Source organism: Bacillus cereus (assembly GCF_025917685.1).
Classification (GTDB): Bacteria; Bacillota; Bacilli; order Bacillales; family Bacillaceae_G; genus Bacillus_A; species Bacillus_A cereus_AT.
Map to the genome: position 1 here is coordinate 3,173,612 of NZ_CP089518.1, position 18,063 is coordinate 3,191,674.

An 18,063-nucleotide genomic window follows, 5' to 3' on the forward strand; every position below is an offset into this window, starting at 1 on the left:
ATTTTAAAATTATATATAAAAAAATCGAGATAGAAATCATTTTCTGATTACCATCTCGACTTTAAGTTATAGACCTATGTCCTACCATCATTTTATTTACACCCGATGAGTAGTAGAGAGCTACTTGGTTACATGCTCTTATTCATACATATAAGAACGTGTCATCGGAATTGTATCGTTAATGCCTTTTGTAAATACAAATTGATGTAAATCAATATTACCTGTAAAGAACGAAGCTGCACATGCATTTAAATATAAGCGCCACATACGAATGAATCGCTCATCTTTCGTTTTGCGAACTTCCTCCAGTACGTTTTCAAAATTTTGAGACCAATGTTGTAATGTTTTCCCGTAATGTCTACGTAAGCTTTCCACATCAACAATGAAAAATTGTTCGTTTGTCATGTTCGTGATTAATTCGTTAACAGCAGGTACATATCCGCCAGGGAATATATATTTTTCAATCCAACCATTCGTAGCACCACCATTTGCTGGAGAAGTAATACAATGAAGAAGAGAGATCCCACCATCATTTAGTAGTTTATTAACTGTCTCAAAGTATTGCGTAATGTTGTCTTTTCCTACATGTTCAATCATACCTACACTAACAATTTTATCAAATTTATGATTCTTAATATCTCGGTAATCAAGTAAAGATACTTCAACTAAATCTGTAAGTCCCTCTTTTTTAATTCGCTCGGAAGTCTTAGCGTATTGTTCCTCACTTAACGTTACTCCCATCGCTTTCACACCGTACTGCTTAGCGGCAGCTGTAATGAGCTCACCCCACCCGCAACCAATGTCTAATAGCGTATCACCTTTTTGAAGGTTCAACTTTTTCAAAATATGATTCACTTTATTATGTTGAGCTGTCGTTAAAGAATCCTGCTCATTTTGGAAATATGCACAAGAATACGTCATTGTTTCATCAAGCCATAATTTATAAAAATCGTTCCCAATATCATAATGGTGAGCTATATCTTCTTTATTTTTTTGTTTTGAGAAATTCCATTTACTTTTGAAATATTGCAATTTACTATCACCTAAAAAGCTATCTTGCCTTTTATAAATAGATTGAATTGCTTTTTCAAGGTTACCCTCTATTTCAAGATCCCCATTCATATATGCTTCACCGAATGCGATAGAAGGATCCTTAGCTATCTCTTTTTTTGAAAGCGGCTTATGGAATGTTACATGAAATTGAGGTTCCCCTTCTCCATAATGGATTGTTTCTCCATTCCAAAGTGTAATTTGAACTGGATCTGAAAAAAGATTTTTGAGTATTTTTTTATAAAAAAGTTCTTCAACCATATAGACATCTCCTACTAAAGAAATTGAACAAAAAACTATACTAGTTAATAAGTCTTTTTGAACATAGCTTAAGATCGTTATGACTTCTTGCTACGAGTGTCATTATAAAACGGTTATATTATGAAGCATAGTACGTACTTTAAAGTGATGAAGGCACTTTTAAGTACCTATTAAAGCTTTAATCAATTATTCATAACGGCTAAAACAGTTGTTAATATGGTATAGATCCTTGCTTTTACTTTCTAAAGTTTCATATTGAAAACACCACCTCGTCATTAGGTGGTGTTTTCAATATTACATATAGAGATTTCACTTAACTTTCGTATTTTTTCTATCTATGCATTGTTCTCCCCATGCGGTTAATTGGTTTAATACACTTTGTAAAGACCAACCATAATCAGTTAGGGAGTATTCTACTCGGGGCGGAATTTGTTTATAAATTTTACGTGTAATTACACCGTCTTCTTCCAGCTCACGTAGTTGCTGCGTCAACATTCTAACAGAAATTTCAGGAATCAAACGTTGCAACTCGCTCGTTCACTTCGTTCCTTTCGTTAAGTGGCATAAAATGACGACCTTCCATTTTCCACCGATAATTTCTAACGTTACTTCTATAGGTATATTATATTGTTTCACGCGTTCTCCTCTCCTTTTTTATAAATTCGCTCTTTATTGTTGCGTAAAACTACATAATTTTCTATACGGCACATTTTAGTTCCTACAGCACAAAAAAGTACCTATATTACCAAAAAGTAATTATGCTACTAAAAAATCTCCCTCTATATACATGACAAAACAAAAAAAACGAACGTATTTCCGTTCGTTTTTTTCTTTTTTATTCTGCTGCTGTTATAAGCATAGACGTGTTGCCATTCTTTTCAAGATGATTTTCTCCCCAGTTACAAAGAGAATCGAGTATAGCATCTAAAGAATGACCGTAATCCGTTAAAGAATACTCTACTTTTGGCGGCACTTGGTTATACACTTTTCTCTCGATTACACCGTCTTCTTCTAATTCACGTAATTGTTGTGTTAACATCTTTTGTGTAATACCAGACATTAATTGTTTTAATTCGCACGTTCTCTTTTTGTCTTTCTTTAAATGACAAAGGATAACTACTTTCCACTTTCCACCGATAACCTCTAAAGTCGCCTCTACAGGAATATTGTATGTTTTCATATAAAAATCTCCTTTAATAATGTTATAAGGCAATTAAGCTAAAGATTTAAATATTACTTTTAAGTATCTATAGCACCTTAAAGTACGTACTTTTTATTGTATTAAACATGTTTCATAATAGCATACGTAAACAGCAGATGAGTAGTACGGCACCAAAAAGTACCTGTATTACTTTTTAGTATCTATATCACTTTAAAGTACGTACTTTTCATTATGTAAAATACATTTCATAATAGCATTTGTAAGAGTTGAGTGAGTCATGTAGTATTAGAAATTACATTTTAGTACCCGTACTTTAAAGTGAGTATTTTTATCATGCATTTTGTCAGACGATGAAATGACATGTATTGATTTTCACATCTATTCACAATGATTAATTAATTTTCAAATACATTTTAGGAGGATATCTTTAATGAGTAATTTACTAAAAGAAAAAATCGGTTTTGGTACAGCACCACTAGGTAATATGTACCGTAATATCCCAGAAGAAGAAGCAATCGCTACAGTAGATGCTGCTTGGGAGAATGGCGTTCGTTACTTTGATACAGCTCCACTTTATGGTTCTGGTTTAGCGGAGATTCGTCTTGGTGAAGCACTTTCAAAAAGAAATCGTGATGATTACTTTTTAAGCACAAAAGTCGGTCGAACTATTTCAGATGAACTAGAAGATCCATCTGCACGTGATTTAGGTGAAAAAGGCGGACTTTTCGAATTTGGTCGTAAAAATAAAATGATCAATGATTATAGCGCAGATGCAACTCTTCGTTCTATCGAGCAAAGTTTGAAACGTTTAAAAACAGATCGTCTAGACTTTGTTTTCATTCATGATTTAGCACAAGACTTTTATGGCGACGAGTGGATTTCACAATTTGAAACGGCTCGTACAGGAGCATTCCGTGCGCTAACACGTTTACGCGAAGAAGGAGTCATTAAAGGTTGGGGACTTGGAGTAAACAAAGTAGAATCAATTGAACTTATGCTAGATTTAGAAGAAGCGCAGCCAAATATATCCTTGTTAGCTGGCCGTTATTCATTATTAGACCACGAGCGTGCCTTACAACGAGTAATGCCTGCAGCTGTAAAGCATAATATGGATATTGTTGTTGGTGGCCCATATAGCTCAGGTATTCTTGCTGGAGGTGCTCACTTCGAATATCAAAAAGCATCACCAGAAATCATTGCAAAAGTTGAGAAAATCAAAGCTCTTGCAGATCGTCACGAAATCAGCATCAAGGCTGCTGCATTACAATTTTCACTAGCTAACCCAGCAGTTGCTGCCGTTGTTCCTGGTGCAAGTAAACCGGAACGAATTGTAGAAGACCAAAATGCCTTAAACACAGTAATCCCAGCAGCATTCTGGGAAGAAATGCGCGAACAAAAACTAGTAGCACCTAATGCACCACTACCAATCAACGTAAAATAAAGTGAAACTTTAATCAGTGGGCCATCCCCCACTGATTATTTCCCTGCAAATAGCGGGATAAAAAGGAGTCTAATAAATATGGCACATACTACTACATCTATGACAGTTTTTGCTTCACCTGAACAAGTATGGCAATTAATCGGAGGTTTTAACTCCCTTCCAGACTGGTTACCTTATATACCTAGCAGCAAAGTAACTGAAGGTGGACGCGTACGTCATCTAGCTAATCCAGATGGTGATACGATTATAGAGCGCTTAGAAGTATTCAATGATAAGGAACGCTACTACACGTATTCAATTATGAATGCACCATTCCCAGTCAATAATTATCTATCCACAATCCAGGTTAAAGAAGGGACTGAAAATAACACATCATTAGTAGAGTGGTCTGGTACTTTCACTCCTGTAGGGGTTAGTGATGAAGAGGCAATTAATCTGTTTCATGGCATCTACAGCGATGGACTAAAAGCATTGCAACAAGCATTTCTAGATTGATCCACCTTAAAAAAAACGATGAAAAGCAAAGCGATATCGCTTTGCTTTTTTATAAAATCCCTTTTAACTTTTCACCAATTAACTTCGCTACATACTCATAGCCTTCTAGTCCAAAATGCAAGCCATCTTTTTCTTCATCTTCTACGAATATTTTATAATTTTCTTCCTGAATCATCTCAGCATACAAATTTAGAAAATGGCTCCCGGTTTGCTTCGCTACTTCCTCTACAACTTCTGCATACTGGCCGAGTATTTCATTTGTTCTATTACGTTGTCTTTCTTCATCAACTGGCGCCGGACTAATAAGTAATACTTTTTCTGGTGAAATCGCGCTTACAATTCTCTCTAAGTTTTCTTTATATGCTTGTAATGGGACTTGAGCAAAAGAAACTGCATCATTCGTACCAAGAAAAACTGTTACAAAGTCTGGTTCATGTGATAATACATCTTCTTCAATTCTATGTAACGCGTCGAACGTATTATCACCTGGAACACCTGCATTCACTACTTCCCAATTCGGAAACATCTCTTGCAAACGTGGTGTTAACCTCGGCGTTCCATTGAAAAACGTTTCATCAGCTGTAATACTATCTCCAAAGCATACTAACGTTTTCATAAAGCTAACTCTCCTTTTATGTATGAAACAACTTTCCTTCTATCGCTTTCATATATCTTTCAGCAGAACGTTCCACTGCCTCATTTGCATTCTCTTTTACTACGCGATGAAAAGCGTTGTATAAACGATTAAACTGTAACGGCTTCACTCGATTCGCCATTTCCTCAACCTTTCTCGCAGGTAATGGAATTAAGTTCGGATAGCTATACATGAAGCTCACCCACTGCTGATCCGCTACAACTTGAATAATATCACCTGTTAATAAAATACCTTTTCCATCATTTCCTTCTTCCCAATGTAATACAGAACCACCACTAAAATGTCCTCCGAGACGATGAATGGTAATTCCATCTGCTAATTGTAAAGACTCTCCAGTCCAATAAATAATACGACTACTCGGGCGCATCACCCATTCTTTATCATCTTCGTGTATATAAATTGGTACATCAAATGTTTCCGCCCATTCTACTTGCGTTGAATAATAATGTGGATGTGACAGTGCGATTGCATCTAATCCGCCCCACTCTTTTATCTTCTCAATTGTCGTGTCATCTAAATAAGTAATACAATCCCATAGCAAACGATATGACTCTGTTTTTACTACAAATGCCGTTTGACCGATCGCAAATTCTGGTTTTGTCGTAATACTATAAAGTCCATTTTCTTCTTCTATAATTTCATTTTTATACGTATCACTCGTTCTCAAGTTTTCTAAAGTTGTCCATGACTGCCCTTTCGGATTAACATATTGTCTCTCCTCATCACAAATAACACAACTTACTGGTTCTTTCACACTCGCTGCATACTGTACTCCACACGTTGTACAAATAAAATTATTCATAGTTATTCCTCTACCCCTTTAATTTTTTATTAAGCTGATATTTGTTGATATTTTTCTGCTTTTTTATTTTCAATTGATAAGCTTATAAGAGTAATAAAGTAAACAACTGTAACCGCCATAGGAATTACGATAAATCCTTTTTCTGAAAAAAGAATCCCGCAAACTGACGTTACGAATACAGTCCCTACTGACAATAAACCATAACTTTTACTTTCATAAATCCATACGTACGGAATAAAATGCACACCTATTAACATTGCTACTACAAAAGGTAACCATTCTGGAAATTGAAAATAGGCAAGTAATACAAGCGGAATATTTAATACATTTATCCCACCAATTAATCCTGCTAAAATCCCTAACGGATTTCCTTTCGCAAACATATCAATTTTCAATATAGCAGCTAACATTAGGCCGAAAGGAAACACACAGCCCATACCAATTAAATACACCCACACAACTTGCTTTTCTGAAAGAAAAACACCAGTTATGCTCGCAATACTCCAAAATAAAAGACCGGCTAGTATAACAGGAAATCCCTTCTTCGTTTTTTGTGCTAAATCTCTTTTTGCTTCTGAAATATTCATTTCACTATCTCCCCCCCAATATTTGTGCTATAAATTCGTCTCAATTTCGTCCATCCAATAACGCCAAGCTACTAAGTAATCTTCTAAATCTTTCGGGTGGTGTCTTAAACACGTATCTATACGCAAAAATAAACCTATAATTATTTCCTCATATAAATCTCGTTCTTTTTTATGAAATACACATTGTTTCATCGCATAATCAATTGTTTCTTTCATTAAATCTTCCGGAGTTGAACAGAACGCGTAAATTAAATCGTATATAGGATCTCCTAAGACTGGTAAAGGATCTATCACACCGGTTAACTTATTCTTTTGAAATATAAAGTTATGGAATCCAAGATCACCATGTAATAAAAATGGCTTATTTATTCCAGTCCCCTTATTTAGACTATTTGTAAGCTTAAGAACAGTTCTATACTCTTCATCACTTATATATGGTTTTAGGTTTTCATAAGCTTCTATCACATTTGTTGTTAAAAATTCATTCCAAGATTGAACCGGACTTTCTTTCCATCCCCATCCATCTATATCTGAAACTATTTCATACTTATTAATAGCTTCTTTTACAAGTATACTAAGCGTAATTCGTTTATATCCACGTTCGCACGAAGTAGCCCCATCGAGAAAGGAATACACAATATATCTATTTAAAGGTTCCTTATACAAAAGCTTTGAAAATAAAGTATTCCCTTCATAAAAAGAAAGAAAATCAGCTTCTTCACGTATCACTTCTGATTCATTCAGCTTTACAACGTATTTCGCGTCCAACAAATATACTGTACTTGTCGTTCCTCCGTTCAACACTTTCATGCTTTTCGGATAATGTGAAATAACCTTCTCATTAACTAGTTGTTTAGCGATTACTGAAATATCCATTCACTCACCCTTGCATCTGAAGATTCCCTCAATTTAAAAGACAACTTTACTATTATTTGACAATTACAAGAGAATCCCTTCTAACATCTTAATATTGCAGAAATTAATTTTTATTTTATTAAAACGGCTTCCTTCAATATTTCATCATATAATTCATTCCATTTATAATGATACATTGCACTCTCTTCTACTCTAACAAACATCCTTTTATCGGATTCATACTCACCGTCAAACTTATGCACTTCATTGATCTCCATCCGGTAGAACGGCTGATACCCTACTTTTGGATACGGACTATGTTCATTCCAATTTGGATTATCACTATGGTCAACGATAATATATCCAAATAAAGTACATTCTCCTTTTACATAACCTTCTTCCCACGCTTCTCATGGTCTATTAGTAAAACCTTATTATTATGAAAACAAAAACCGTGAACACTTGTGATTCTTTCGTATTCTGGCAATATACAATCTTTTTTCCACGTTAACTTCACTTTTGATTCCCCATAATTTACGTATATAGTTACTATTTCCCTCACTCCAAATGATCTTCATTTAATCTAGTAATTTCTATTGAATTATCTCTTTCTTTTAACTTACGAGCCAAACTTTCTACACCAAACACTTCTGTAAATGTGTGACTACCTACAATTAAATTTATCCTTTTAAATTTTGCATGTTGCACCGTATATAATGTTTTTTCTCCCGTTATGTACGTATCACAACCTTTTTCTAGTGCACGCTCAATAAGGTTTGTATTGTTCCCTGCACCCGTTAAAATCGCAATCCGTTTCACTGGTCTGTCATGATTTTTCCAGCTCTTCACTTTCTCTTCCATTCTCTCTTCAAGTTTTTCAACTAAGTTTGAAAAGGGCATCGCTTCTTTATATTCTCCTATTCCCGGTAGCTCTTCTTCCTCATACGTGGAATATTCCAGTATTGTATGTATCTCAATTTCATTAAACAACGACGTACATGTGCCAAACTTTACAAAATCTAACGGCAAATGAATCCAAAAATGGTTCATTTCATATTCTTTTAATTTCTCAATACAAGCCTCTTCCATACCGAATAAAAAACTCCACGGTGCATGATGTGTAAGTATCATATCAACCCCATTTCGATATGCTTCTTCAATTGTTTCTAGCGTCAAATTTGTCGTGTAACCTATTTTGTGAAATCCCTCTTTACTAATGTGAGTGAAACCATACTCGTCATCACCGTATTTATTAAGATGCTCTTCAAAAAGTGATGTAATATGTTCTTTAAACTGCGTTATATTCATTTTCATTTCTCCTTTCATTTACTTTTATATTTCAAAAATAAGGAAATACTATTTAACGACGTTACATACATATAGGAGGACAATATGAAACCTGAATTTTTAAAAGCTATACATGAAGCGATTGGAAATGTTGAGCATATTCATATTGAAGAAAGTGGTGCAGATAGTTTACTCATTCATCACGATGATGCACAGCAATTAAAACAAGTTGCTGAAACGTTAGAACACAACAATTTCCGCTCTACAATTCGAACAACTGGGGATGCTTCGTATATTGAAGTATTGAACAGATAAAGAGAAGTCCCAGCTATATGCTGGGCTTTATTTTTTTATATTGAAATTTCAAACTCTTTCACATATACCGCTGTTCCCGCAATATCTATTTGTAACTTCTCATTTTCTACATCTTTCGTTACATAAACCGTCACACGACCGTCTTTATCTATTTCCTGTCCTTGCTCAACGATTGACTCCAGTTCATGATCAAAATTGTTCTCTAAATACGTCGCATAATAGGCTCCCATTACACCTGAAGCAGTTCCTGTCACTGGATCTTCTATTGTTCCAGAATAAGGTGATGAGAAATGACGACCGTGCATTTTTGCTTCTGCATCATATGTCTCCAAGCAAAGTGGATGAATAGCAACCTTTGGCATTTCTTTTAATACAGATGGAAATTCACTATTATTAGGTTTCATCCTTTCACATGCTTCAAGTTTTTTAATAGGTACAATTAAAGTCCAAATACCAGTACTTCCATATACAATCGGTAATTTTTCATCTAAATCATTTACTTCAAGACCAATACTGTAAGCTAATGCCTCTTTGGAACCTGTAAAATTTTGAAACCGTGGTGTTGCTTGTCTCATTTTAATAAAAGTTTCCCCACTTTTATTCGCACCTATATGTATCGGCAAAATCCCTGCCTTCGTTTCAATTGTTAAATTGTGTTTCCCTTCTAATAATCCTCTTTCATGAAGTGCATATATAGTCCCTACTGTCGCATGACCACATAAATCATTTTCATGACCAGGCGTAAAATAGCGAATTCTTACATCTGCTACTTCTGAAGAAAGAACAAAAGCTGTTTCGTTAAATCCAACCTTTTCAGCAATGAGTTGCATTTCCTCTTCCGCTAATCCATCTCCTTTTAATACAATACCTGCTGGATTTCCCATATTCGGCTTATTACTAAATGCATCATAATGGACTACGTTTACTTTTTTCATTCTCATATCCCCTAATCCTCTTTTGAAACTTTTTTAAAGGCCCAAATATATTTTGAATGGTTGTAAGATCGTACATTACCACTTTAACTCCCCTATACCCGGTTCAATAAACTTACCCGAAACATCCTCATTTGAATCCATTACCCAATCATATATATTTTGAGCTCCTTCAGCAGGAGTCATATTCGCATCAAAAGCACCAATGTCAGTCTTTAACTTTCCAGGGTGAATTGCGGTTACACGAATTCCTTTATCCGTAAACTCTTGTTGTAAACAAAGCGTTAACATATTTTGTGCAGCTTTTGCGATCCGGTATGAATATGAGAACTGCCCTTGTAGAAATTCTTTTTCGGCCATTTTATGTAAAGAGCCTAAACGAGATGATACGTTTATAATTCTCGGCTGATTTGATTTAGTTAAAGCTGAATACGTACCTTTTATTGCTCGAATAACACCTAAACAATGAAGGTTAAATAGTTCCATTAACTCTTCTGAATTTGTACGTAAAATTTCAGTTTCCTTTCCAGTAATTCCAGCGTTATTAATAACTAGATCAATATGCTCTGTGTACTCTCCAATTTGCTCCTTAATACTCTCAGTACTCTCATCATCTGACAAGTCTGCTAAAATAGGAAAACATCTAGAAGTAAAAACCTTATTCAATTGTCCTATCGCTTCCTTACTTCTAACTAGTGGATAAACAATATGTCCATTTTCATGAAATACTTTTACTAACTGCAATCCTAATCCTCGATTCCCACCTGTAACAAGTACCTTCATATATTCATCTCCTTATTTTTATAATAAATAAGAAAATCTACCCACCTACCATTTTCCTGAGAAAATGCTTCCCTCTTACATTCAAAGGAAAATCCGGCTCTGTCTGCAAGACGAACGGATGGCTCATTATCAACATGTATATGTAATTCGATTCTATGGAATTGAAGACTATTAAAAAACAACGGTAACGTCGATTTTACACTTTCAATTCCGTAGCCATTTTTCCAATATTGATTATGAATAGAATAACCCATCATTGCCCATTGATAATCCATACGTAAAATTTTTATAAGTTCTAGTTTTCCAATATTCGCTCCATCTTCTTTTCGGAATATGCCTAATACGTACATTTCATCTCGATGTGCCGCTTCATCAAAACCTCTTATCCATTCCGTAAACCATTCTTTCGTTGAAGACGACATATCATGATAGCCATCATCATATTTATGTTGAGATGGTAACCTCTTATTGAAGCCATCTAACCAATTTTCATAATCCTCTTTTTGAAATGGACGAATAATAAGTCTCTCTGTCTCTACTTGTAATAGCGGCAGCTTCATTTATATCTCTTCCTTTAATTATTTTATTGAATATTCTTTATTATCTTACACAAAATACAAAATCTAGTAAATTATTATGTTTTTTATAAACAAAAATCCAGTTATGCTTTATACATAACTGGATTCTTCATTATTTGATAACCTTTTTTATTTTACAAGAAAAACATCCCTTAATTCCCTCTTCAACACTTTCCCTAAAGCGTTTTTCGGTAATTCGTCCATAAATACAACTTCTGGTATTTTATAGCTTGCTAGTTTTTCTTTACAATGCTGAATAATTTCTTCTTCTGTTAAAGATGTTTGAATGTCTTTTACAATGTAAGCTGTCGGAATCTCTCCCCAAAAATCATTTGGAATCCCAACTACTGCAACTTCTAGAACTCCATTTATTTCATGAATTACATCTTCTACTTGATCTGGATATACGTTGTCACCACCGTGCACGATAACATCTTTATATCTTCCCATAATATGTAGGAATCCATCATCATCTATCATGCCGGCGTCACCCATGTTAAACCAATTATCTTTTACTACCTTCTCCGTCGCCTTTTCGTTATTCCAATATCCTTTAAACATGTAAGGACTTCTTACGTGGATCTCTCCAACTTCATTCGTTGCTAGTTCATCACCCGTTTCTGGATGAATAATTTTTAATTCTACATGCTTAAGTGTTTTCCCTACAGAAGACATTTTTTCTTTTCCCATATTTGGATGCCATGAAGTTACGACCCAACCTTCTGTACTACCATAGCCTTGCACCATGTATATTCCTTTTTCCATATATTTTTGAATAAGCGTTTCCGGTACTTTTGTACCGCCGCTTTGTGCTACTTTCAAAGTCGAAATGTTACGCTCTTGTTTATTTAGTTCATCAAGCATATAACTATAAACAGCTGGGAACGCAAGCATCGTAGTAATCTTTTCTTCTTCAATCTTATCCCAAATAAGAGTAGGATTCGAATCAGCTAAGAAAATCATCGTAACACCATGATAAATACAATTTAAAATAGAAAGCACGCCACTCATATGAAACAATGGGTGCACTGATAAAAAGCGTTCACCTGCTGGAATTTCTCTTTGCCCCGCAATCTCAGTAAAATAATGGTGTAAGTTTTTATGACCAATTACACATGCTTTTGCCTGTCCAGTCGTTCCTGAAGTAAACAAGTAAATGGCATCATCTTCTTCATGAACTTCCACGTTCGGCTCTGTAATTGACTGTTCTTGTAATTTTAATTCAAATGAACCAAAGCCTTCTTTTGTCGTTTTAATTACATAAGGAATATCTTTAACAGCATCAACCTTTAATAAAACTTCACTAAATTCATCATCAATAACTAATACTTTTAATTTTGCTTCTTTTACAATCGTTTCTAATTCATAAACAGTAAGCTGATGATTTAGCGGAATAAATACCGCTCCAATTTTTAAGCTTGCCATCATAACGCTTGGAAACGGATGATTATTTTTGCATAAGATCCCTATGCGATCTCCTCTTTGCACACCGCAATGTAACAAGTAATGTGCAAGCTGGTTTACTCGTTCATTATATTGTTGAAACGAATACCTTTTCTCTCCCCCGACAAGTGCTTCCATATTCAGTGATTGCATTGCTCTCTTTTGTAATAATTGTCGCATCGTTCTCAAGTAAAACTCCCCTTTATATATATTAGGTTTTTTATTTTATCAGATTAACTATTAATTTACTAAAGATTAAACTTAATGAATTAAATACATATACAAAAATAGCCATCTACTTAACAAGTAAATGGCTATTTCTCCTTATATATTAGAATACTCCTTATTCATCACATATTTCACATACTCAGGTGCACTTTTATTAATCTCTTCATCACTGATTTCATATTCTGCTCCATATAAATAAAATGATGGTATAAATTCCATTCCTGTATATAAGCTTGTAGCGTGAAATGGTTTCTTCAATTCATCCATCGTAATTCCGCTATTTTTATAGTCTTTTTCTAAGCCACCTATAGAAATAGCTACACCAAATTCTTTCCCCTTCACTTTATCCCCTTTTGATCCGTAGGCAAATCCATATGTTAATACATCATCGAACCATTTTTTTAATAATGGTGGTGAGCTATACCAGTAGAGTGGAAATTGAAATATATATCGGTCGTGCTCTACTAACAGCTTTTGTTCCTCTTCAACATTAAACTCCCAATTTGGTGCCGCTTTATATAATTCATGCACCGTAATTTCATCTGAATATTTCTCAAGTTCTTCTACCCATCTTTTATTAATTCGAGACTTTTCAATATCAGGATGTGCTACAATTACAAGTGTTTTCATATATTTTCTTCCCCCTTATAAATAATTCAAACGCTTTAGTATTAGTATGAATGAGTCACATATAATTGAAAAGTACGTACTTTCAGGTACTATAGGAACCTTAAAGTACCTGTGGAGGTGTTATATGAATCAAAATGATGATTGCCCAATCGCAACGACACTCGACGTGATTGGAGGAAAATGGAAAGTTCATATTTTATGTGTTTTGATGGATGGAAAAATGCGAACGAATGAAATCAAACGAGAAATCCCAAACATTACGCAAAAAGTTCTTACACAACAACTTCGGCAACTTGAAGCTGATGGGATTATCCATCGTACTGTATATCAAGAAGTACCACCAAAGGTTGAGTACACAATAAGCGAACATGGAAAATCTTTAATGCAAATTATGGATGAGCTATTTGAATGGGGAAAAGATCATCAGATGAAGAGGTTAAATGAGTAAAAGAACTCTACTTACTGTGTTACATCTTCTATGTCAAAAATTCTTCTGAAATTTTATAATAGGGGTATCGTCACATCACTATTAAGCTAACAAAAAATACCCCTAAAATGAAAAAAAGTTTATTTCTCAAAGGAATTAACTGTAGTGAAAGAAAATTACATATTCTTATAAATATAGCTCTTATGTAAAATCCTAAAAAATTATGGGAACAAAATTTCTTTCTTATTCTCATCTTACTGTTAAATTCAAGAAATTCAGCATTTAAACTAAACTTGATAATATCGCTTTTGTACGATTGTCCGTTACCTCATAATAAATTTCTAATCCTTTCCGAGTACCTGTAACGATTTTAGCGGCTTTTAGTTTGGACAAATGCTGACTAATTGTACTTTGGGGCATTTGTAAAACTCCATACATTGTTGTTACATTCGTAGGGCCTTTTGCAAGCATTATTTTTACTAAGGATAAACGGACAGGATGTGCCAATACCTTTAATACTTCAGCGATTTCTTCATACATTTCTTTTGTTTTTTTCATATTTTTTCTCCCCTTTTATATAAATATTAATGATATCCATATATATAATTCGAAAGGATACACCATTTTGTGTCCGTCATTTAAAAAATTTAAATAATAAAAATTTCTCTAGTTTGAAACTAGAGGGGTTTATTAACATGAAACGAATTCTCATATTCTATAGATTCTTCTTTCCATCCCCTTGATGCTGTGTGGCAGGAATGTTTTCCCCCTCATTATTAGGCCCGTTATTTTCTTACTGAGACACCCTACCGTTGTTTTCTCGCTGATGTTCATTATTTCCTTGTTGAGACCCTCTACCGTTGTTCTCTTGCTGATTTCTATTATTTTCTTGCTGAGATCCTCTACCGTTGTTTTCTCGCTGATGTTCATTATTTCCTTGTTGAGATCCTCTACCGTTGTTCTCTTGCTGATTTCTATTATTTTCTTGCTGAGATCCTCTACCGTTGTTCTCTTGCTGGTGTCCATTATTTCCTTCCTGAGATCCTCTACCGTTGTTCTCTTGCTGGTGTCCATTATTTCCTTCCTGAGATTCTCTACCGTTATTCTCTTGCTGGTGTCCATTATTTCCTTCCTGAGGTCCTCTACCGTTATTCTCTTGCTGGTGTCCATTATTTTCTTGCTGAGATCCTCTACCGTTATTCTCTTGCTGGTGTCCATTATTTCCTTGCTGAGATCCTCTACCGTTATTCTCTTGCTGGTGTCCATTATTTCCTTGCTGAGATCCTCTACCGTTATTCTCTTGCTGGTGTCCATTATTTTCTTTTATTTGCTTCAGTTGCTGTTCCTTGGATTGCTTTTGTTCTATATGCTCCTGCTTCTCGTACCTTTCTTCTTTTGCAAGAGACGAATCCGATGATACATCAGGAGATGACTTTGGTTGCTCTTGATTAGACGGCGGCGCAGGAGGAGTAAGCGATTTCTGCTTCTCATTCTCTTGCTTTATATAAACACCTGTGCCAACTCCTGCTTTCATGGCATTCTCACGCATTTGCATCGTACTGCTTTGATATACGACTTTAACGTGTTTTGTTTCATACTCTTTCTTTAATTTTTGCATAGCCTTTTCCAACTGTGGTTCTAACGACTTGTCCTTTGTAACAGCTGTTAGCATAACTTGCTTATCATTCGTTAAGTACTTATCCTCTTGACTCTGCTTTATAATAATACGTATTACGTCTTGCAGGTGTTTATTTTCCCATCGCTTCATTTCTTTTAAAATACGCCTTCCATCATCATTACAAGCTCGCAAATCTATAACACGAAGATCCTTTGTTACGCTCACCTCTAAACTTGGATTTATATCAACTGAGATATAGGCAAATACTTTTTCTTCCGGTTGGTTGTAGAAAAACAGCAACACACATAGAAAACAAGCAACTAGTAATGATGCAGGCTTTAAGGAAGAAGGGATTGAAAAACGCGGTGCTCTTTGTTCTTGTTCTTTAAACGAGATTTCTTCTCCAATCATGTAAGAGTGCGCTTTTCTTTTAAACGAAATAAATTCTCCATTTGGAGTTAAAACAACTACGCTATGTTTTTTTATATCCATCACAATTCCTTTATTCATCATGCTTCCCCCCTCTTATATAATCAAGAATATATGTATAGTTATTTGCAAAGATAATACACATTGCAATAATGTATTTTCTATGTCGCTCCAACGTTTTACGACTTACCCTAACACGTGGCTCAATATGTTTCAGCGGTAACTTTTTCTTTCTGAACAGCTCTTCCATCATTTTCTCGTCTTTTATAATAATCTTTACAATTTCTATTAAGTGCTCACGCGTATCACGATGCTTAGGAGATTCCTTAGCAAGCTCTGAAAATGTGATTTTAAACTCAGCTAGCACACTTTGAAAATGAAGAATTTCCTCCTTACGGTTACTATTTTCTATCTCTTTCATATACTCCGTAAGCGATACTTGCATTTCTAATATTTCCTCTTGCTTATCTTCTTTTAAAAAGACAAGATTATGCTTAGACTCCTTGCGTATATAGTCAATTACATCTCTTTTTATAAGAAGATCAGCAAACGCTAGAAAAGATTTTCCTTTTTTATATGAATACTGTTCAATTGCCTCGTTAAACGCAAACAATCCAATACTATATTCATCATCCTGTTCTGTAATATATCGGCGGCAGACAGACGAGATTGATTTTCTAATAAACGGCTGATACTGTACGATAAAAGCGTCCTTATCTCCACCGTTGTTTTGTATGTTAAATACGATATCTTCTATTTTCGGTTTTCTTAAGATCTTCATTACTAAACTCAACACTTGTAATCTCTCTCCCTCCTTCTGCTTTAAATAGCAAAATGGTCACTAAACAAGTGACCATTTAACCACATTTTCTTAGTACTTTTCTTTTAGCTTGTCTTCTTGCTGTTGTTCATATTTTTCACGACCGATTTTTCAGATGATTATTCTTTTCTACTTGCGCTAGAGTGAAGTCTGTATTTGGTTCTGCTTTCTTGTTTTCTTTTGCAATAGCGTCCGCTAGTTTTTCTTGTTCTTTTTCTATTTTAGCCGCAATCTTTGAATAACTCTTCTCTATATTTTTGGTAATTTTAGCTTTTACTTTCGGATTCCCCACTTAATCTAGCAATTTTAGTAATGCTTCAATGTTGTTTTCGATGTGTACTTTTACTTTCATGACTTCTTTTTCATTCATTTGCTTTCTTCACTATATATATTTCGAAGGAACAAAAAGATTTATGGGGGTCAAAAAAACATTTTTTATAAAATAGCTATTTATTTCAAAAATAAAAACTATCAATTTGAAAAAAGATTAATCAAATTGATAGTTTTCTTGTTATATTTATTAATTTTGTATAACTAAGGTTAATCATATAAGCCTTTAATTGTAGTTATCCTTTTTCCTGTTACTTCTATTGCAAACATGATACAAGATTTTATCGGCCACCCCTTCACTAAAACCGTTCATTGCCATAAAGTCTTTTTTTAGCACCAAAAAATCCCTACAGATATAACTCCATACTTAAAAAGTAAGGGGATTATTATTAAAATTACGGAAAGGAATATTCCTAAAGATATTCTTTCAAACTTACCATTTACTCCACCACCAATGTATTTACCTGAAGCTAAATATTTATCTACATTAGACAACATATACTCTGTCATTTGGGTAGGTAATCCTTCTTCTCTTAAAATAAACTTAAATATATTATAGATTTAAAAATATCAGAAAGATAAATGTTATAATTTTCTAAAACATCCAAAAAAGTTGTTTTTTAGAAAAGGAGTAGAGGGGAAATGTTTCAGAAGCTCAAATTTTATTTAATCAGTCTTGTAATTAGTTCAATGTTCGGTGGGATTATCATAGGTGCTAATTTCTTGGTCCATAACATCTACTATTTAGTTGTAGGTAAAGAATTTCATTTTAATATGTGGTCTTCCATTATTATATTTAGTATCGTATTTATTTCGGGTTTCTCGTATATGTTGAAAAAGGGTCCAGATATACTTATTAATGATTAAACCAATAGTAATTATCGTAGGCGCTACCATAATTTTGGTGGCGTCTTGTTTGTTGTTCAGGAAAGCTA

The 18,063-nt window shown here is 34.3% G+C and carries 21 protein-coding genes and 3 pseudogenes; 5 read left to right on the forward strand and 19 right to left on the reverse strand.

From position 1 onward, the window contains the following. Positions 1–138: 138 nt before the first annotated feature. From LUS72_RS16480 to LUS72_RS16490, 3 genes and pseudogenes are all read right to left on the reverse strand, one after another. A complete protein-coding gene (locus LUS72_RS16480) occupies positions 139–1,311 on the reverse strand; it encodes a cyclopropane-fatty-acyl-phospholipid synthase (protein WP_264447297.1) in 1,173 nt (390 codons plus the stop codon). A gap of 309 nt (positions 1,312–1,620) precedes the next feature. Further along, positions 1,621–1,947 (reverse strand): annotated as a pseudogene (locus tag LUS72_RS16485) (winged helix-turn-helix transcriptional regulator). A gap of 199 nt (positions 1,948–2,146) precedes the next feature. After that, a complete protein-coding gene (locus tag LUS72_RS16490; protein ID WP_071771906.1) occupies positions 2,147–2,491 on the reverse strand; it encodes a winged helix-turn-helix transcriptional regulator in 345 nt (114 codons plus the stop codon). Positions 2,492–2,903: 412 nt separating this feature from the next. Between LUS72_RS16490 and LUS72_RS16495 the strand changes: the two genes are divergently transcribed. After that, complete coding sequence (locus LUS72_RS16495) at positions 2,904–3,914, forward strand: aldo/keto reductase (protein ID WP_071747498.1); 1,011 nt, start codon at positions 2,904–2,906, stop codon at positions 3,912–3,914. A gap of 78 nt (positions 3,915–3,992) precedes the next feature. Beyond that, positions 3,993–4,409 carry an SRPBCC family protein gene (locus LUS72_RS16500; RefSeq protein ID WP_098888720.1) on the forward strand — a complete coding sequence of 139 codons (417 nt, stop codon included), beginning with the start codon at positions 3,993–3,995 and terminating at the stop codon, positions 4,407–4,409. A 49-nt stretch (positions 4,410–4,458) separates the two neighbouring features. Here the strand turns inward: LUS72_RS16500 and LUS72_RS16505 are convergent, their stop codons facing one another. From LUS72_RS16505 to LUS72_RS16530, 6 genes and pseudogenes are all read right to left on the reverse strand, one after another. Then, the gene (locus LUS72_RS16505) at positions 4,459–5,025 is read right to left on the reverse strand and encodes an SGNH/GDSL hydrolase family protein (protein ID WP_071747500.1); all 567 of its coding nucleotides are present in this window, start codon (positions 5,023–5,025) and stop codon (positions 4,459–4,461) included. 16 nt (positions 5,026–5,041) lie between these two features. Further along, positions 5,042–5,866 (reverse strand): MBL fold metallo-hydrolase, encoded by an 825-nt coding sequence (locus LUS72_RS16510; RefSeq protein ID WP_097832630.1) that lies wholly within the window; start codon positions 5,864–5,866, stop codon positions 5,042–5,044. Between the two features lie 29 nt (positions 5,867–5,895). Continuing rightward, the gene (locus LUS72_RS16515; protein ID WP_264447308.1) at positions 5,896–6,453 is read right to left on the reverse strand and encodes a DUF7010 family protein; all 558 of its coding nucleotides are present in this window, start codon (positions 6,451–6,453) and stop codon (positions 5,896–5,898) included. 27 nt (positions 6,454–6,480) lie between these two features. Then, positions 6,481–7,329, reverse strand: coding sequence for an aminoglycoside phosphotransferase family protein (locus LUS72_RS16520; protein WP_097832628.1), 849 nt, complete (start codon positions 7,327–7,329; stop codon positions 6,481–6,483). Positions 7,330–7,439: 110 nt separating this feature from the next. Next, positions 7,440–7,861, reverse strand: a pseudogene (locus tag LUS72_RS16525) (NUDIX hydrolase). 5 nt (positions 7,862–7,866) lie between these two features. After that, positions 7,867–8,616, reverse strand: coding sequence for a Nif3-like dinuclear metal center hexameric protein (locus LUS72_RS16530; RefSeq protein WP_264447311.1), 750 nt, complete (start codon positions 8,614–8,616; stop codon positions 7,867–7,869). Between the two features lie 84 nt (positions 8,617–8,700). On the opposite strand from LUS72_RS16530, the gene LUS72_RS16535 reads away from it, so the two are divergent. Continuing rightward, on the forward strand, positions 8,701–8,910 hold the full coding sequence (locus tag LUS72_RS16535; RefSeq protein ID WP_000801638.1) for a hypothetical protein: 210 nt from the start codon (positions 8,701–8,703) through the stop codon (positions 8,908–8,910). Between the two features lie 35 nt (positions 8,911–8,945). Here LUS72_RS16535 and LUS72_RS16540 read toward each other — a convergent pair whose 3' ends face one another. The 5 genes from LUS72_RS16540 to LUS72_RS16560 form a co-directional block, all read right to left on the reverse strand. Further along, positions 8,946–9,845, reverse strand: a complete 900-nt coding sequence (locus LUS72_RS16540) for a PhzF family phenazine biosynthesis isomerase (protein ID WP_097832626.1) — start codon at positions 9,843–9,845, stop codon at positions 8,946–8,948. Positions 9,846–9,920: 75 nt separating this feature from the next. Next, entirely contained in the window at positions 9,921–10,625 is a 705-nt protein-coding gene (locus LUS72_RS16545; protein WP_097832625.1) for an SDR family NAD(P)-dependent oxidoreductase, read from the reverse strand. Continuing rightward, positions 10,622–11,185: a GNAT family N-acetyltransferase gene (locus LUS72_RS16550; RefSeq protein ID WP_264447317.1), complete on the reverse strand. Its 564-nt coding sequence runs from the start codon at positions 11,183–11,185 to the stop codon at positions 10,622–10,624. Before LUS72_RS16550 ends, LUS72_RS16545 begins: the two co-directional genes overlap by 4 nt. Positions 11,186–11,332: 147 nt before the next feature. Then, positions 11,333–12,835: a class I adenylate-forming enzyme family protein gene (locus LUS72_RS16555; RefSeq protein WP_141533443.1), complete on the reverse strand. Its 1,503-nt coding sequence runs from the start codon at positions 12,833–12,835 to the stop codon at positions 11,333–11,335. A 135-nt stretch (positions 12,836–12,970) separates the two neighbouring features. Continuing rightward, positions 12,971–13,504 carry an NAD(P)H-dependent oxidoreductase gene (locus LUS72_RS16560; protein WP_097832623.1) on the reverse strand — a complete coding sequence of 178 codons (534 nt, stop codon included), beginning with the start codon at positions 13,502–13,504 and terminating at the stop codon, positions 12,971–12,973. A gap of 124 nt (positions 13,505–13,628) precedes the next feature. On the opposite strand from LUS72_RS16560, the gene LUS72_RS16565 reads away from it, so the two are divergent. Further along, positions 13,629–13,952: a winged helix-turn-helix transcriptional regulator gene (locus tag LUS72_RS16565; protein ID WP_097832622.1), complete on the forward strand. Its 324-nt coding sequence runs from the start codon at positions 13,629–13,631 to the stop codon at positions 13,950–13,952. 261 nt (positions 13,953–14,213) lie between these two features. On the opposite strand, the gene LUS72_RS16570 is transcribed toward LUS72_RS16565, so the two are convergent. The 5 genes and pseudogenes from LUS72_RS16570 to LUS72_RS16595 form a co-directional block, all read right to left on the reverse strand. After that, positions 14,214–14,489, reverse strand: a complete 276-nt coding sequence (locus tag LUS72_RS16570; protein ID WP_097832621.1) for an ArsR/SmtB family transcription factor — start codon at positions 14,487–14,489, stop codon at positions 14,214–14,216. 235 nt (positions 14,490–14,724) lie between these two features. Continuing rightward, complete coding sequence (locus LUS72_RS16575) at positions 14,725–16,059, reverse strand: anti-sigma-I factor RsgI family protein (RefSeq protein WP_272502238.1); 1,335 nt, start codon at positions 16,057–16,059, stop codon at positions 14,725–14,727. Continuing rightward, positions 16,052–16,774, reverse strand: a complete 723-nt coding sequence (gene sigI / locus LUS72_RS16580; protein WP_097832619.1) for an RNA polymerase sigma factor SigI — start codon at positions 16,772–16,774, stop codon at positions 16,052–16,054. Before sigI ends, LUS72_RS16575 begins: the two co-directional genes overlap by 8 nt. A 121-nt stretch (positions 16,775–16,895) precedes the next feature. Further along, complete coding sequence (locus tag LUS72_RS16585) at positions 16,896–17,090, reverse strand: hypothetical protein (protein ID WP_240523212.1); 195 nt, start codon at positions 17,088–17,090, stop codon at positions 16,896–16,898. A 264-nt stretch (positions 17,091–17,354) separates the two neighbouring features. Beyond that, a pseudogene (locus LUS72_RS16595) lies at positions 17,355–17,644 on the reverse strand (hypothetical protein); the annotation flags it as partial. Between the two features lie 126 nt (positions 17,645–17,770). Between LUS72_RS16595 and LUS72_RS16600 the strand changes: the two are divergent. After that, complete coding sequence (locus LUS72_RS16600) at positions 17,771–17,995, forward strand: hypothetical protein (protein WP_097832618.1); 225 nt, start codon at positions 17,771–17,773, stop codon at positions 17,993–17,995. Positions 17,996–18,063: the final 68 nt, after the last annotated feature.

Excerpts from the sequence above, each read along its gene's own strand:
- LUS72_RS16565 (WP_097832622.1), top strand. The coding sequence starts at position 13,629 with ATGAATCAAAATGATGATTGCCCAATCGCAACGACACTCGACGTGATT.
- LUS72_RS16560 (WP_097832623.1), bottom strand. The coding sequence starts at position 13,504 with ATGAAAACACTTGTAATTGTAGCACATCCTGATATTGAAAAGTCTCGA.
- LUS72_RS16510 (WP_097832630.1), bottom strand. The coding sequence starts at position 5,866 with ATGAATAATTTTATTTGTACAACGTGTGGAGTACAGTATGCAGCGAGT.
- LUS72_RS16520 (WP_097832628.1), bottom strand. The coding sequence starts at position 7,329 with ATGGATATTTCAGTAATCGCTAAACAACTAGTTAATGAGAAGGTTATT.
- LUS72_RS16545 (WP_097832625.1), bottom strand. The coding sequence starts at position 10,625 with ATGAAGGTACTTGTTACAGGTGGGAATCGAGGATTAGGATTGCAGTTA.
- LUS72_RS16570 (WP_097832621.1), bottom strand. The coding sequence starts at position 14,489 with ATGAAAAAAACAAAAGAAATGTATGAAGAAATCGCTGAAGTATTAAAG.
- LUS72_RS16600 (WP_097832618.1), top strand. The coding sequence starts at position 17,771 with ATGTTTCAGAAGCTCAAATTTTATTTAATCAGTCTTGTAATTAGTTCA.
- LUS72_RS16530 (WP_264447311.1), bottom strand. The coding sequence starts at position 8,616 with ATGAATATAACGCAGTTTAAAGAACATATTACATCACTTTTTGAAGAG.
- LUS72_RS16535 (WP_000801638.1), top strand. The coding sequence starts at position 8,701 with ATGAAACCTGAATTTTTAAAAGCTATACATGAAGCGATTGGAAATGTT.
- LUS72_RS16490 (WP_071771906.1), bottom strand. The coding sequence starts at position 2,491 with ATGAAAACATACAATATTCCTGTAGAGGCGACTTTAGAGGTTATCGGT.
- LUS72_RS16480 (WP_264447297.1), bottom strand. The coding sequence starts at position 1,311 with ATGGTTGAAGAACTTTTTTATAAAAAAATACTCAAAAATCTTTTTTCA.
- LUS72_RS16540 (WP_097832626.1), bottom strand. The coding sequence starts at position 9,845 with ATGAAAAAAGTAAACGTAGTCCATTATGATGCATTTAGTAATAAGCCG.
- LUS72_RS16550 (WP_264447317.1), bottom strand. The coding sequence starts at position 11,185 with ATGAAGCTGCCGCTATTACAAGTAGAGACAGAGAGACTTATTATTCGT.
- LUS72_RS16495 (WP_071747498.1), top strand. The coding sequence starts at position 2,904 with ATGAGTAATTTACTAAAAGAAAAAATCGGTTTTGGTACAGCACCACTA.
- LUS72_RS16575 (WP_272502238.1), bottom strand. The coding sequence starts at position 16,059 with ATGAATAAAGGAATTGTGATGGATATAAAAAAACATAGCGTAGTTGTT.
- LUS72_RS16505 (WP_071747500.1), bottom strand. The coding sequence starts at position 5,025 with ATGAAAACGTTAGTATGCTTTGGAGATAGTATTACAGCTGATGAAACG.
- LUS72_RS16515 (WP_264447308.1), bottom strand. The coding sequence starts at position 6,453 with ATGAATATTTCAGAAGCAAAAAGAGATTTAGCACAAAAAACGAAGAAG.
- LUS72_RS16500 (WP_098888720.1), top strand. The coding sequence starts at position 3,993 with ATGGCACATACTACTACATCTATGACAGTTTTTGCTTCACCTGAACAA.